Below are 15,415 nucleotides of genomic sequence, written 5' to 3'. Positions count from 1 at the left end.
GGTTACTGGTTCCTTTTTTATTTATTAGCGTTTTTTTCCGAAGGAATAATCGAGATACTGCCGTCACGTTCAAGTACTGCGTATTTGACCTGTTCCATACGCTCCAGCCCATGCGTGACGCGCGCAGCTTCGAGCACGTCCTCTTCATCTACTTTCGATTTTTGCATTCGCTTCACCAAAGGCCGACCCTTTTCTACAATCACCAGCGGCGCGCCCTCGCTTACAACTTGGAACCATTTAGACTTTTCTTTTAACAACGAAAGAATATAGTCGATACCAACCAACGTTCCTACCATAACGAAGCACCATATGAGCGAGTAGTCTTCACCAATCAAAGCGTCTGTTGTGGCTTCGCTAATGATCAACAATAATACAAAGTCGAAAGTGGTGATCTCTGCAAGGCTTCGTTTTCCCAGTATGCGGAAAATGATATACTGCAAGACCTCTCACAACTGGATTCATATCAAAGAAAGATAAATTGTTTCAATATGAAGCGATCGTTATTCACATAAATTTCACTTTCTGTTCGACCTATTTCGAGGGGTATAACATAAAACTGAATGGTTACGGGACCCTTTCCGTTAAATTGGAACGCGACACTGCCATTGGAAAAACTACTCGTTATCGGTGTCGGGTTTGTGGATTCAATTTTAAAAAACTTTAAATACGCATTGGGGAAGGATATTGTTGATCCCCCTGTTGTCTGCGCAATATCAATGGTGAGCGTCATGCGGGATTCGAAGCGGTAGAACCGTTGATATTCAATATCACACCGTTCATGCGAATATTTTCTTTGCTAATCATTCCGTTGCCAAACATACCGATTGAAGCTAACACGACGAGCGTCAATACGAGCATCATGCCGATAGCTTGCACACGCCATCCGCGCTTCTGCATCTCGATATGTTCATCGAGTTCTAACGACGTGCTAACCTTTTCGATCTTCTCACGTCTCCTACATTGATGCATGTGTTTCGGTAATTGCGGAGGCTCGTTTATTTACTCTTTGAGCTACCAAATTTTTTTGCCGGTGTCTTCCGTTTGGATTCGTACTTTACTTCGTGCTGCTGCTCTTTGTTCACGTAGTTCCGATCTTTCGGACCGCGTTTAGATTGCGCTTGCTTTGCCATAGTGTTGAATTTTTTCAGAAGGCACGAAACGTGTGCCATAGTAGACACAATCCATAGTGAGGTGTTCTCAGATTACGTTGAGGAACTTTATCCTCGGCCATGGACGAAATGCCGGAGTAATGATATGCATTGGCATTTTCTTTTTGACGAAACACAAAAAAAACGTCATGAATAACTTTTTTAAAATAGTGCTGACGAGTGTTGCAGCGACATCGGCGATGACAGCTTTTAGTTATGCTGTATCGGAAAAGAAAAACAAACAGTTCAGAGAGCCAGCGCTATTGAGAGATTTGTTAAAGCGGGTGGCCCCGCAGACAACCGATTCAAAAGCAGAAGTTGCAGGATGGACGTTGCACTACGGGGTCGGACTTTTGTTTACGGCAGCTTATAGTGAAGTGTGGAAAAATACAGAGATGTCACCTTCAATGATGAACGGAACATTGATTGGCAGTGCAAGCGGTATTGCGGGCGCCGCCGTCTGGAAAACAGTTTTTAACGTGCATCCCAATCCTCCGAAAATTGACTATACAAGATATTACTTGCATCTAATCGCCGCCCACGCCGTTTTTGGAATTACCGCTGCTGTAGCCTATAAGTTATTAGATGGTCGTCGATGAAATGTTGAATAAACCCTAGGAGTTTAGTTCGTGCTTGTAGTTTTCGCGCTCGTCATATCGAACGAAAATGTATATCCATAGCACACGTGAAAGTCTGAATGTTATCGGTAGTAATCCGAGAACGACAATCAATAACGCAATAATCATATCGGTAACAGTAATGTTGTCCATGAGCAAATACATGCCTAACCAAACGATGATAAAGAATGCGGCATTGAGCGCATAGCTTACGAACATGGCGCCAAAGTAGTAGCCTGGTTCAGGCGTAAACGGTTGCTCGCAACACGCGCATCGATCGTTCATTTTCATGAATTGCGTCGTATAAAGTGTGTTCGCAGGAAACATCTTCCCCTCACGGCATTGGGGACATCTCATTTGCAATATGCCGGAAATAGCTGATCTGTTTTTCATATCGTACGTTGTTTTTGTAAATTAACGCAACCCGTAAAAAAAGAGTGCAGGACAGAATAGTGATTTAATGGTACAAATTATGATTATAAAATGTCGGCGCTGCGAGCGGGGGCACACCAGTAATATCCGCCAATGTAGACAATAGCTGTTCCTGAAGTTCGACGCTGTCGGCGGCCGCGTTGTAGACGCGCGCTTGTTGATGATGAAAATATTGACCGCTAACTTTTACGGTTGCATCATCGCTACTTGCTAACCATGATTGCGTTTCATATCCTTTCTGTAAATCATCTGGAGCATTACGTCCGCCCATTTTTGTTGGCACCCATCCCGGATCTACAGCGTTCGCAAACACGGCTGGCCATTTTCTGGCTACGGCTTTTGTAAGCATCATCACATGTAACTTCGAATCCGAATACGTGAGGCGCTTGATGTCATCTTTTTTTAAGCTCGACAAGGTTGCTCTCCCTTGAAGGTGCATTCCGGATGTTAGGTAAACTAAACGCTTGGGTGTGTACATCAAACTTGTGAGAATGTACGGTGCCAATGTATTCACGGAGAAAATTTGTTCCGCCGTTGTTTGATAAACGCCAGCATTATGAATCACGGCGTCAAATGTTCCGAGCGTGTTTGCTTTTCGGGCTAATTCTTTTGTTTGTTCGAGGTTCGACAGATCGCCGACGAGTACATCGACTGCGCCTACAATTCTCTCCTCAGCCTCTCTTGCGCGTTGCGCATGCCGCGCGTGAAGTACTACTTCATGCCCTTGCGTTATTAAAAGTTGTGCCGACATTTGACCAAGACCGTCTGCTGATCCTGTTATGAATATTCTCGCCATATTTATTGTGGTTTTGATCCAAGTAAGATCGGCGTGACGTTCGTCATCTTCAGGCGCTTGATGATTCTCTTTGATTTTCTTTTGAATTCCAAAAAATGACTACTTATGAGATGACGTTTATATGCATCTTCGTTGGCGTATACTTCTAAAACATACACACGCGTTGGCGTTGTCTTCAGGGAAATTGCGTACATCATCAGTAGCCCGGGCTCACTCCGAATGCCTGGGAGCACGGTGTTCTTTGATAGCATTAAAAAATCATCGATCCCTTTCTCTTTAATTTCAATTTCAACGAGTTTAAGAAATAGATCTTGGCTAGGTGCATTCGAAAGCGCATCCTTTCGAACATAGATAATTGGCTTAGCCACCATGAGCGCAAGATGTTTTACCATTGTTGCTGTGCCTTGTTTATATTTTTGGAAATGTGGCGTCGTGAGATGCGCTTTGTATTGCATTGAGTCTGCGTATGTTTCAAATAGGGTAACGAACTTGGGGCTTTCTTTCGAGGCCACGGCGTATAAAGTAATAACACCAGCTTCTAGGCGAATTGAGGCTTCAATTTCTTCCATTAAGAACTGATTATACTCATTGATCTGCAGGCTATCAACCTTAACGGAGGCTAGGCGCACGAGATCTTGGCTATCCTGGGCGCGTAACATCACATTATTTAATATTAGAAATGCAATGAAAACAATGACGTTGTGTGGTGATCGGTATTGATGCAACATATTCCTTTGGTTTTGCGCGTGACAGAACAATAGTCGGCAAGTGGTAGTTAACAAATTTAGGAATCACCTCCTGTAATTCAACGGCGATGCGTCGATAAGTTTCCTTAACCGCTCATGAAGTTATACAACGTTTGCATGGATGTTCTTTGATGAGCGCTCAATTCTTTATAAAATCTTTATGCGTACTGGCCATGCTTTGATACTTTCTTTATGAAGCGACAACTACCTTTGCTTCGTCATCAAAGGGAAGCCATGGACCATCGAGCACTGAAAGTATACCTGTTTCATCGTCCCAATCGTAGGACTCAGTATTTTGTGAGTATTGGCACGATTGTATTGTTTCTTGGAATTGGCTTTTTGGTTCAAGATTATGTTGGATATCGTGTGATAGCGTTGGTGTTGATGCTTGCTGTGTCTGTGTTGGCAATCTTTCTTGATATCGTTCCCGTTCTTCTTGCGGCATCACTAAGCGCACTCCTTTGGAATTTTCTTTTTATACCGCCGCGATTTACGCTCGCTGTCGGTGATGCAGAAGATCGTTTGTTATTTGTGATGTATTTTGTTATCGCACTTATTAACGGTGTGGCAACGTACAAGATCCGAGAGATGCAGAAAGTGATACGGCGAAAGGAAGCGAGGGCAGATGCCGTGAAATTCTATAACACTTTATTCAACTCGCTGTCACATGAGCTTCGGACACCCATAACAACAATTGTAGGCGCGGCCGATAACCTGCAGGCAGCGAACACGCAGTTGACCGAAAAAGATAAACAAGAACTCATTGGTGAGATTTCGATCGCGGGTTTGCGCCTCAATCAACAGGTTGAAAATTTATTGAGTATGTCGCGCCTTGAGTCTGGATTTTTACAACTAAAAAAGGATTGGTGCGATGTTCACGATTTGGTGTATAAAACCATTGGGCAACTTGAGATACCATTGCAATATTTTAAAGTCGCGGTTTTTATTCCTGAAACCCTACCGCTAGTAAAATTAGATTTCGGGATCATGGAGCATGTGCTTTTTAATTTGATCAGCAATGCCGCCAATCATACACCGGTAGATTCAAAGATCACAATTCAAGCAGCGGTTGAAAATGATCAGCTAGTAATGATCGTAGCCGATAATGGTCCAGGATTTCCGCAAGATGAAATGGATAAGGTCTTTGATAAATTTTATCGGTTAAAAGATGCAAAGCCGGGAGGAACTGGTTTAGGACTTTCTATCGCGAGAGGCTTTGTGGAAGCTCATGGTGGTACGATCACATTAGAGAATCTACCAGTTTGTGGTGCAAAGTTTACAATTCATATTCCAACCGAGCTTTCATATTTAAGCGGATTAAAAAATGAATAAAGGAACAATTCTTATCGTCGATGATGAAGTGCAGATCAGAAGGATGCTGACCATTACACTTCAGTCCAACGGATATAACATTGTCGAGGCTCAGAGCGGTAAAGACGCGTTGGCGCAAGTTGCCAATCATCCGCCTGATCTCATTTTGTTAGATTTAGGGTTGCCTGACCAAAATGGTCAAGACGTACTCGTGCATCTACGAGAGTGGTATAGCAATCCCATTATTATTCTCTCCGTTCAAGATAGTGAAAGCGAAATCGTGCTCGCGTTAGACCGTGGCGCCAGCGATTATCTCGTGAAACCTTTTCGAACGGGAGAGTTGTTGGCGCGCATTAGAGCTGCCATGAGAAAAAATGCTGTGGATGATCACAATCACGTCGTGAGTTTTAATGATCTTCAAATTGATTTTGCACAGCGTACCGTGAAAAGAAGCGGTCAATTAGTCAAACTCACCACAACGGAATATTCACTCTTGATTTTGTTGGCCAGCAACGAAGGTAAGGTGCTCACGCATCAATATTTGCTGCAAAAAGTGTGGGGACCATCTTACATCAATGAGTCTCAATATCTACGCGTATTTGTGGCACAGCTTAGAAAGAAGATTGAGAAAGATGCGAACAAACCCGCATATATTCTCACCGAGTCTGGTGTTGGGTACAGATTCGTAGGAAGCTAAACTAATAAACAATTTTATTTCAAATGAAATCGAATAATCATTCGAGCAGGATCACTATTGCCTCTTTGCTCGTAGCCCTTGGCATCATCTATGGCGATATTGGTACGAGTCCACTGTATGTGTTAAAAGCAATTGTCGGTGATAGGCCCATCTCGGAAGCATTGGTGCTTGGTGGGATATCCTGTATTTTTTGGACACTCGCATTGCAAACGACTGTCAAGTATATCATCATTACACTCACCGCTGATAATGAAGGTGAGGGTGGAATTTTTTCACTTTACGCGCTTGTTCGGAGATTCGGAAAGCGTTTGATTATTCCTACCATTCTTGGCGCTACAACTTTGTTGGCAGACGGAATTATTACGCCGCCGATTTCTGTCGCATCTGCTGTAGAAGGATTGGAGTTAGTTTTTCCGGGACTTCCAACAGTGCCCATTGTGATAGTGATTTTATCAGCGTTGTTTTTCTTTCAACGATTTGGCACAGCTGCTGTGGGTATTACTTTCGGTCCTGTTATGCTGGTGTGGTTTTCCATGCTATTGGTGATCGGTGTGAGCCAAATCGTTCTCTTTCCAGACGTACTTAGAGCACTGAATCCGAAATATGCATATGCGTTGTTGGCGAACTATCCGCACGGATTTTGGTTGTTGGGCGCGGTGTTCCTGGCGACTACTGGAGCGGAAGCCCTGTACTCTGACCTCGGTCACTGCGGTCGAAAAAATATCAGGATAACTTGGGTATTCGTGAAAGTTGCGTTAATGACAAATTACATGGGACAAGGAGCGTGGTTAATGCACCAAGGAAAACAATTTTTAGATGGGCGAAATCCATTTTTCGAAATGATGCCCCAATGGTTTTTGCTAACGGGAATTGTCATCGCGACGGGGGCAGCCATCATCGCGTCTCAAGCGTTAATCAGTGGATCGTACACGTTGATTAGCGAAGCAATGAGTCTAAATTTCTGGCCACGGGTAGCGGTTCGTCAGCCCACAAACTTGAAGGGACAGATTTATATTCCAAGTATCAATATCATTCTATGGCTTGGGTGTGTGTTAATGATATTGTATTTCAAAAATTCAACGCACATGGAGGCCGCGTACGGATTTTCCATTACCGTCGCAATGATGATGACCACAATTTTGTTATGCTATTTTATGATTTACCGGTTAAAATGGAATGTCGTATGGGTGATCTTATTTGCGCTAGTTTTTGGAATTATCGAATTATCATTCTTTGTCACCAATGTGGTCAAGATTAAAGAACGGTGGATGTTTTTATTTTTTGAAGTGATCATTTTTGCAGTGATGTATGTTTGGTACTACGCGCGGAAAATTAATAATCGATTTGTTAAGTTTGTCGCGCTTGGAAAATATGCTTCACTCATTCGTGATTTGAGCAACGATGACAGTATTCCTAAGTTTTCGACGCACCTCATTTTCTTGACGAAGGCAAATCATAGGGAGCAGGTTGAAGAGAAAATTATTCAATCGATATTCTCGAAAAAGCCCAAGCGAGCTGATGTTTATTGGTTTTTACATATCGAGCGCACCGATGAACCGTATTCACTTCACTATAATGTTTCGGAACTTGTCGATGATAAAATTATCAAGGTGAATATTTACGTCGGATTTCGCATTCACCCCAAATCTGAGATGTTCTTTAAAAGGATAGTACAACAACTAGTAGAGAATAAAGAATTGAACCTTCACATCCGTCCCGATGGGTCAACGAAATATAATCCAGAGCCAGATTTTAAGTTCGTGGTTATTGAAAAGTTTATATCGGTGGAAAATGACTTTTCTTTGAGAGAAAGTGTCATACTCAACAGTTACTTTGCATTGAAATCTATAAGTCTAAACGATGAGAAAGCGTTTGGATTGGATAAGAGCGACGTTGTGGTTGAATATATTCCGCTGGTGCATAATCAAGCGCACATGCTTTACTTGAAACGACATTCGAATTAACTAAAAGCACTTTAAGCAGTCGCGTATTTTTGCGCGGCTGTTTTTTTATTATTACATCTATCAGATGTGTATTTTTCGTTTACCAAAAATTTACTTTCTGATGATGATAACCGTATTAACGATTGCCGAAAATGAAATCATTATCGCGGTGCATCTGTGCTGATCACAGGAAGTGGCGATCGATCAAAGATAAATGCCCATTCGTCATGTGTGTCTTGAAATTTATGGCGAACGGTGTTCATGATATCCTTGAAAGCGGGAAGATGCTTGACGTTCTCAAAAATCGGATCGTTGTCCAGGAATAAAATCCAATATGGATAACTGTCTTCTGTAGCAAATTGTTTTAGGTAGTCCAGTGCTGCTTTATTTTCATGTTGATAGGCGTGGTAGGCCGCAAGGTAAAGGCTGCGATACATCGATTGATCTTTTTCTGCAAACGCTTTATAGTTTTTTAAATGCGGAATTGCCTCATCGTGACGTCCTAGCTTGTTTAATGTAAAGGCGATCTTCAATTCTTCGGATTGAAAAACTTCCATTTTAAATAGCGTGCTTAATTGAAGGAATTTTTCGTAATGGGTGTATGCTTCCTTATAGTCGTGAAGATAGAAAGTTACTTTGGCGAGCTCTTGAATGATGTCGAAGCGCATCGGTTTTTTCTTTACTTCTTGCTTGAGTAAAGCTTGAGCGTCTTTAAAGTCATGGGTTTGCGCGAAGCGTACATAGGCATTTACGTAGCAGGCGAAGAAATTATTAGGGTCGAAGGCGAGCGAAGCTTCCATGTAGCGTTGCGCGTCATCGATGAAACCGTTTTGCAGTAGGCCGTTAGCGAGGTGAAAATACTTGGTGCTTGTCGCGATCGAATCTAACGCATGGATGTCGATGGTCGCGCCGAGGATTGCATACTTCAGATACTTGCGTGCGTTATGTACGTGTAGACTATGGAATTCTGTCAGGAAGTGGATCGCCAACGTATGATTTTTATTGTAGGTGAGTGCACGTTCGAAGAACAGTGTCGCTGATTTGAAATCCTTTTCAACGGCAAATGATAATGCTTTTGCAATGAGACTTTCTGCCGACTTGGCATCATACAACATGGCCTTGTCGGCGAATTGGGATATTTGACTGCTGTATTTTTTTTCGAACGCAAAAAGATCGAGGTAATAATAAATCATCACAAGGTTAGCGTAGGCGAGCGAAAATTCGTTATCCTTTTCAATTGCCTTCGTGAAATACGGAATTGCGTCGTTAAGATTTCGCGTTCCCGAGTGGTGAAACAATTCTCTTCCTTTTAAATACAGATCATAGGCGGCTAAATCGCGCGTCGGTACTTTATCCATACTTTCCGCTGCCTCCGGCGAAATAACAACTTCGATTTCATCGGCAATATCTTTGGCGATTTCCTGTTGGAGTTGAAAGATGTCTTTCGCTTCCCGTCTATATTGTTTAGCCCAAAGGTTCTTATCTGTTGAGCCTTCAATCAATTGGATGTTTAGGACGATTCGATCGCCGATTTTTTGACCGCTTCCCTCAATAAAATATTGTGCGTTCAACGCCGCTGCCATTTCAGGTATAGACATCAACGTGTTTCTATATTTTTCTGCTGTCGTTCTACTCAGCACATTCAGCTCATTGATCAGTTGTAGTTTATTTAATGTCGACTCCATCAGGCCGTTGACGAGGTAAGTATTTGCGGAGTCGGTACTCTCATTTTTGAAAGGTAAGACTACGATGGATTTTTCTTGAGGGAATGATTTTACTGGGAAGAAGTATAGGTACCCGGCAGTGCTGCTGATGAGTAAAATTGTAGCGCCAATCGCTTTTACCAGTAGGGGAAGGTTTCTCTTTTGTTTTTGAAGGGTATTTGGTTGCGGTTGTTCATTGGCGTGCTGACTTACTTCACCCGGGGGATAGCCATAATATTCCCGAAAGCATTTGATGAAATAGGACGGGCTATTGAATCCAACCTGAGTGGCCACTTCAGAAACGTTCAATGGCGACTGTAGTAAAATCTCATGTGCCTTTCTCAAGCGTACCTGGCTGATGAATTGACTTACCGAGAGTGACGTTTCTTTCTTCACTTTTCGAAGCAAATTGGATCGGCTCATGTTCATGATGTCTGACAATTCGGAGACACCGAATGAGTCATTGGCAATGTTACTTTGAATGATTGTTTTAAGCTGAGCGATGAATTGGCTATCGCTGGATGGCGAATCGGACATACCGGGGAAAGGCTTTATACGCGTGAGTTAACGTCTGGTAAAGCTAAATCTTTCTGGGACCTTTTCTATGGTGTGGGGCTGGCAGCTAATTTGTTTAGCGCCGACGATTATTCGGTGTAGCAAATCTTAAATTTTGAAAGTGTACATTAAACCTAGCGGTCAACGCGCGTATTGGACAAGCTCAAATAATCGTTGTTGATACGATTAAAAAATGTGTGGGCGTGAACGCCGCTTGAATTCAAAGGATTACGAAAAAAGGTAACCGAGCGGCGACCGGAAAATTCAGGTTAGCGAAAAAGTTCTCGACAAACGCCATCGCAAACGCAATCACAAACGATTGTGTTAACGATTGCGATAAGTTTTATTGGGGAAATAGCTGAACGGATTTGCAAAATTTTTACCTTCCGTTTGCGTTTCGTGCATAATAATGTTCGGTACGCACTAATAAACCAAAACAATAAACCCAAGAATGATGATGAAAGAACTCTACAAAAAATTGAGTTCCGCAGCTTTACTGCTGTGGTTTTGCTCATCGATGGCGATGGCCCAGGACCGAACAGTGTCCGGTAAAATTGTCGATGAAAGCGGGCAGCCTTTGCCCGGTGTAAACGTGTTAGTCAAAGGAACTTCAACTGGTACTGTATCAGATGGAGATGGGGCTTACTCGTTAGGAGGCGTAAACGATAACTCTGTGCTTGTTTTCAGTTTTATCGGATATTTGGCGAAAGAAGTAACCGTTGGCTCGCGTACTGTTGTTGATGTCGATATGACCCCGGATATCACGTCACTCGACGAAGTTGTTGTAATTGGATATGGTGAGCAGAAGAAAGCGCTCCTCACCGGCGCAAACATCCACCAAGATGGTGCACAACTCCAAGCACTTAATACAAGTAGTGCGATGGAAGCGCTTCAAGGTATCACGCCAGGTGTAAGTATCCAAAGAAATAGTGGACAGCCAGGTGCCGGTACAAAAGTGCGGATCCGTGGTATTGGTACCATTGGTAATTCTAACCCACTTTACATTGTTGACGGCGTGCCTGTTGGCTACGATATCAATTACCTAGCGCCATCGGACATCGAATCTATTGACGTGCTTAAGGACGCAGCTTCAGCTGCGATCTACGGAGCGCGTGGCGCAAACGGTGTAGTGCTTGTTACCACCCGTAGAGGCAAGCAGGGGTCAAAAACACAGATTAGTTATAATGGCTATGTGGGTGTTCAGAATATCTATAAGAAGCCCCCTACGCTGAATGCACAGGAGTACATGTTCATTATGGACGAAGGACGTACAAACGACGGACTTACGCCTACAAACTGGGAAGCAGAGATCAAGAACAATACTTGGTTGAATAACCAACAAACTGGCCTTGGCACACAATATGGTCAATACGTTTGGGATAAGCTCCAAAGTGGCTGGAAAGGCACTGACTGGGTTGACGAAATCACGCAGAAGAATGCGCCTGTTTCAAGCCACGCCTTTAACATCACAGGTGCAACAGAGGACTTTACATATGGTGCAGGTTTCTCCTATATTGATCAAACTGGTATGATCGGTGGTGATATTATCGATGCCGGTATGAAAAGGCTTACAGCACGTATTAATACTGAAATCAAGCTTTGGGAAATAGGCGGTCGTAAGATCTTAAAGATTGGTGAAAACTTTACGCTTACAAATTCTCAAGTACGCGGCACAGGCACCGGAACTATCTATTGGAATGACTTGCATGATGGTTTAGTAATTAATCCCTTGATGCCGGCATACTATGAGTTTTCTCCTAGTGAATACAAGTTTGCACCGACATTAGAAGGCGTCAATCTTGGACAAGCGAATCCTATTGCCACAATGTTTTATAGACATAATTTCAATTGGGGCAAGGGAAACAATCTGATAGGTAATGGTTATGCTGAATTGGAGCCGATCAAAGGTTTAAAAATTAGATCTTCGTACGGTATTAATTCATGGTTCGGACATAGTCGCTCTTTTGCGCCGGCCTATGGATTAAGCTCGCAATACAATAGACCCGAATCAGCGGTCTCTGTAGGACAAAGCGCTTACCAGGGTGCTGCTTCAACATGGACAACAACGGTATCGTACGGAAGAAGTTTTGGTGACCATAACTTGCAGGCGATGATTGGTAACGAGCAGATCAAAAATATCTTGGGATTCAATGTTGGTGGAAGCAGACTGAAGCCATTATATAGCAATCCTGATTATGGATATTTGGACAACACTGCTCCTGCGACTTCTATATCAGATCTTAGCGTGTGGGGTAGAGATGGTGCGGCCAATGGAGGCGGTATATTCTCATACTTCGGAAGGCTCTCTTACAACTACCAAGAACGTTATATGTTGGATTTCACAGCCCGACGCGACGGTTCAGGGAATTTTTATGGTGATAAGAAATACGGTAACTTCTTCGCGGTGTCAGGAGGTTGGAATTTTATGGAAGAAGAATTTATGTCTAGTCTTGATAACATCTTCGATTATGGTAAGCTACGTGTGAGTTGGGGACAGAACGGCAATGAAGATGTTGGCGTTCCTTTCAGTTACCAGACGAACATTGAACCAGTAGCTCAAGGTTACTACTTCGGTTCTAACAAACTCAGCTCAGCGACGACTTATATTCCGAAGAATACCCCGAATCCGAATATTGGCTGGGAGACTTCAGAACAGTTTGACATAGGATTGGATGCTGCCTTCTTGAATTCAAGATTATCGGTGACATTAGATTGGTACCAAAAATTGACGAAAGATTGGTTGGTTCAAGCACCCGCCCTGGGTACTGCTGGAGCTGATGCGCCATGGATCAACGGGGGTGAAGTGAAAAACACAGGTGTTGAATTCGCATTTGCTTGGAAAGACAAGGTAGGCGATGTGCAATATGGTGTAACCCTGAGCGGTGCGACTACGAGAAACGAAGTAGTGGAATTGTCGAATGCGGAAAAAACCTATAACGGACCCGCGAACGTTTTGTCACAAGGAACAGCGTTTGTATCGCGTGTCCAGGTAGGTAAGCCAATAGGCTACTTCTATGGCTTTGAAACTGCGGGAATTCTTCAAAATCAAGCGGAAGTAGATGCTTATGTAGGGCCAGAAGGAGATCCAATGCAATTTGATGACAATAACGGTCTTCGTCCTGGTGACGTCCGTTTTGTTGACCAGAACAACGATGGTCGTATCGACGAATCTGATAAGGTTTTCCTAGGGAACGCGATACCCGATTTTGAACTTGGTTTACAGCTTAACGCGTCGTGGAAGGGTGTCTATGCGAATGTTACCTTCGCCGGTAAATTCGGACATCAGATCATGCGTTCATACAGATCGTTCGCTGATCAATTTGAGCAAAACTATACTACCGAAATCTTTGGTCGTTGGCATGGTGAAGGAACGTCTAGCCGCATTCCACGTTTGAGTGCAACATCTCACCGAAACCAACAGTACATATCCGATATCTACATGTACGATGGTGATTTTGTAAGGATCAACAATCTTACTGTGGGATATGACTTTGGCGCAATTGCTAAAAAAGTAGGGTTCTTCTCAGGAGCGCAAGTTTATATGACCGTTAATAACCTTCACACTTTTACGAAATATGATGGAATGGATCCTGAAGTGGCATACGGAGGAGAAGCAGCTTGGGCGTCAGGAATTGACCTTGGTCTCTATCCGCTCCCACGCACTGTAATGCTTGGTGTTAACCTTACTTTCTAAAAAGTTTGAACAATGAAAACAATGAAAAGCATAAGATTTATAGTATTAGCCCTGTCGCTTTTGGCGATGGCTGGCTGCGACGACTCTTACATTGATATGACGAATCGTTTCGGGTCAAGTACCGATACATTTTACAAAACGAAGGCCGATTACGATGCAGCACTTGGTGGCGTCTACTATACGCTGTATTTGGCCGGTGGTAACGTGTTTGGTGAAGAGCATATTTCAGCATCGTTGCTCGATGATGTAATGCTCGGCGGTGGTGGTCCTGACGACCAGGGTGCGAAGAACGTGGATAACTTCGTTGATCCAAACGACGATACTTACGGTGATCTTTGGAAGGAGACGTATAGAGGTATGTTCCGTGCGAATAATATCATCGAAAGACTGGCAGAAACTGATCTCTCCGAGGATTTTGCTAACGCAGAGGACGAAGCTGCTTACAAAAACCAAGTTTTGGGTGAAATGTACTTTATGCGTGGCTTTTTGTTATTCCGCGGTGCGAAGTTTTTCGGCGGCATGCCTTTGATGATTACTACATCAACGCCGACGACTACGCCACGTGCCTCCTTTACTGAGACGTTCGGGCAAATCGCTGCTGATATCAAGCAAGCTATTGAGCTCCTTCCTGAAATCGACCCTGCATCTATCCCAGAATCAGAGTTCGGTCATACTAATCACTGGGTTGCACAGGCCTACCTAGCGCGCGTTTATCTGTTCTATACAGGTTATATGACGAACATCGAAGGACAGTCTACATCAGAATTGCCACTTCCTACAGGAGGTTCCCTAACGAAGCAAAATGTAATCGATGAATTGACTGACTGCGTAAACAACAGCGGTTATGAATTACAGAGCGACTTCCGTAATCTGTGGCCCTACAGCTACGTCAATACAAGCGCAGGCACGGAAAAATATCCTTGGGCTGCTGATGAAGGATTGCAGTGGGCTGGTCAAGACGGCTTCAACAGTACAGTGGGCTCAGGAAACAAAGAAGTAATGTTTTCTCTCCGATATACGTTCGGTAACTGGCAGTGGGTAAAAGGCCAAAGAACGACAAACAGGGCATCCCTGTTCTTCGGTCTTCGTGGTAACTCTTCGCTTCAGCCATTTGGCGAAGGATGGGGATGGGGTACTGTTCACCCAGATTTCTTCGAACAATGGAATGATGATGACGAAAGAAAACTCGGTTCGGTTCTGAGAACAAACGTTGCTGAAGAAGGTACCGCTGGCTATGTGCAGGATAAAGGTGACAACGAAACTGGTCTCTTCAATAAAAAATACATGCACCTTCAGTACACTGTTGGGCCAGACATGAAAGGTTTGTTCAATTATATATATGGCTGGACAGACACAGACATGCAGCTCAGACACGCTCAGGATTTCTATTATATGAGATTCGCAGATGTGCTATTGATGCTTTCAGAGCTTACCGAAGATGCTCAATACATGAATCAAGTAAGAAATAGAGCTGGCTTGGATGATGTTGTGTATTCACTGGATGCACTAAAACAAGAGCGCCTTCATGAATTTGCATTTGAAGGGTTACGCTGGTTTGACCTCGTACGTTGGGGAGATGTAGATGATCCAGCTAAAAACTTCTACGATAATACGGTTGCGGTGCGTAATTCAGGCGTACCAGCCTCCTATAAAATTAACTATCCGGCGGCTACGAAAGGACTGGTTTCAATACCTGAATCTGAAATCAGACTTTCGAATGGTGTATATAAACAGAACCCGGGCTGGTAAGATGGGCTAAACTTTAAAAAAGTA

13 protein-coding genes are annotated in these 15,415 nt (G+C 43.4%); 6 read left to right on the top strand and 7 right to left on the bottom strand.

From position 1 onward, the window contains the following. Positions 1 to 17 precede the first annotated feature (17 nt). The 3 genes from DQQ10_RS06340 to DQQ10_RS27715 form a co-directional block, all read right to left on the bottom strand. Complete coding sequence (locus tag DQQ10_RS06340; RefSeq protein ID WP_112745987.1) at positions 18 to 440, bottom strand: DUF421 domain-containing protein; 423 nt, start codon at positions 438 to 440, stop codon at positions 18 to 20. Positions 441 to 726: 286 nt separating this feature from the next. After that, the gene (locus DQQ10_RS06330) at positions 727 to 969 is read right to left on the bottom strand and encodes a hypothetical protein (RefSeq protein ID WP_112745985.1); all 243 of its coding nucleotides are present in this window, start codon (positions 967 to 969) and stop codon (positions 727 to 729) included. A gap of 26 nt (positions 970 to 995) precedes the next feature. Beyond that, positions 996 to 1,130: a DUF3606 domain-containing protein gene (locus DQQ10_RS27715; RefSeq protein ID WP_133259556.1), complete on the bottom strand. Its 135-nt coding sequence runs from the start codon at positions 1,128 to 1,130 to the stop codon at positions 996 to 998. Between the two features lie 167 nt (positions 1,131 to 1,297). On the opposite strand from DQQ10_RS27715, the gene DQQ10_RS06325 reads away from it, so the two are divergent. Continuing rightward, on the top strand, positions 1,298 to 1,747 hold the full coding sequence (locus tag DQQ10_RS06325; protein ID WP_133259555.1) for a hypothetical protein: 450 nt from the start codon (positions 1,298 to 1,300) through the stop codon (positions 1,745 to 1,747). Positions 1,748 to 1,762: 15 nt separating this feature from the next. Here DQQ10_RS06325 and DQQ10_RS06320 read toward each other — a convergent pair whose 3' ends face one another. From DQQ10_RS06320 to DQQ10_RS06310, 3 genes are all read right to left on the bottom strand, one after another. Next, positions 1,763 to 2,158 carry a DUF983 domain-containing protein gene (locus DQQ10_RS06320; protein WP_112745983.1) on the bottom strand — a complete coding sequence of 132 codons (396 nt, stop codon included), beginning with the start codon at positions 2,156 to 2,158 and terminating at the stop codon, positions 1,763 to 1,765. Between the two features lie 64 nt (positions 2,159 to 2,222). Beyond that, positions 2,223 to 2,993 (bottom strand): SDR family NAD(P)-dependent oxidoreductase, encoded by a 771-nt coding sequence (locus DQQ10_RS06315; protein ID WP_112745982.1) that lies wholly within the window; start codon positions 2,991 to 2,993, stop codon positions 2,223 to 2,225. Between the two features lie 2 nt (positions 2,994 to 2,995). Continuing rightward, on the bottom strand, positions 2,996 to 3,721 hold the full coding sequence (locus tag DQQ10_RS06310) for a putative quinol monooxygenase (RefSeq protein WP_112745981.1): 726 nt from the start codon (positions 3,719 to 3,721) through the stop codon (positions 2,996 to 2,998). A 210-nt stretch (positions 3,722 to 3,931) separates the two neighbouring features. On the opposite strand from DQQ10_RS06310, the gene DQQ10_RS06305 reads away from it, so the two are divergent. The 3 genes from DQQ10_RS06305 to DQQ10_RS06295 are packed head-to-tail and all read left to right on the top strand — an operon-like array spanning position 3,932 to position 7,711. Beyond that, positions 3,932 to 5,071 carry a sensor histidine kinase gene (locus tag DQQ10_RS06305; protein WP_245970305.1) on the top strand — a complete coding sequence of 380 codons (1,140 nt, stop codon included), beginning with the start codon at positions 3,932 to 3,934 and terminating at the stop codon, positions 5,069 to 5,071. After that, positions 5,064 to 5,747: a response regulator gene (locus DQQ10_RS06300; RefSeq protein ID WP_112745979.1), complete on the top strand. Its 684-nt coding sequence runs from the start codon at positions 5,064 to 5,066 to the stop codon at positions 5,745 to 5,747. Before DQQ10_RS06305 ends, DQQ10_RS06300 begins: the two co-directional genes overlap by 8 nt. Positions 5,748 to 5,770: 23 nt before the next feature. Continuing rightward, complete coding sequence (locus DQQ10_RS06295; protein ID WP_112745978.1) at positions 5,771 to 7,711, top strand: KUP/HAK/KT family potassium transporter; 1,941 nt, start codon at positions 5,771 to 5,773, stop codon at positions 7,709 to 7,711. A gap of 140 nt (positions 7,712 to 7,851) precedes the next feature. On the opposite strand, the gene DQQ10_RS06290 is transcribed toward DQQ10_RS06295, so the two are convergent. Next, on the bottom strand, positions 7,852 to 9,930 hold the full coding sequence (locus tag DQQ10_RS06290) for a helix-turn-helix domain-containing protein (RefSeq protein ID WP_112745977.1): 2,079 nt from the start codon (positions 9,928 to 9,930) through the stop codon (positions 7,852 to 7,854). 469 nt (positions 9,931 to 10,399) lie between these two features. Here DQQ10_RS06290 and DQQ10_RS06285 point away from each other — a divergent pair, with 469 nt between their 5' ends. Both DQQ10_RS06285 and DQQ10_RS06280 read left to right on the top strand, forming a co-directional pair. After that, the gene (locus DQQ10_RS06285; protein WP_112745976.1) at positions 10,400 to 13,642 is read left to right on the top strand and encodes a SusC/RagA family TonB-linked outer membrane protein; all 3,243 of its coding nucleotides are present in this window, start codon (positions 10,400 to 10,402) and stop codon (positions 13,640 to 13,642) included. A gap of 12 nt (positions 13,643 to 13,654) precedes the next feature. Then, positions 13,655 to 15,391, top strand: coding sequence for a RagB/SusD family nutrient uptake outer membrane protein (locus DQQ10_RS06280; RefSeq protein ID WP_221409683.1), 1,737 nt, complete (start codon positions 13,655 to 13,657; stop codon positions 15,389 to 15,391). The last annotated feature ends 24 nt before the right edge of the window (positions 15,392 to 15,415 follow it).

Origin of the sequence: Pseudochryseolinea flava (genome assembly GCF_003286915.1) — a bacterium.
GTDB lineage: Bacteria > Bacteroidota > Bacteroidia > Cytophagales > Cyclobacteriaceae > Ohtaekwangia > Ohtaekwangia flava.
Note: the sequence above shows the minus strand (reverse complement) of the source record. Positions and strands in the feature narration are given on the sequence as shown.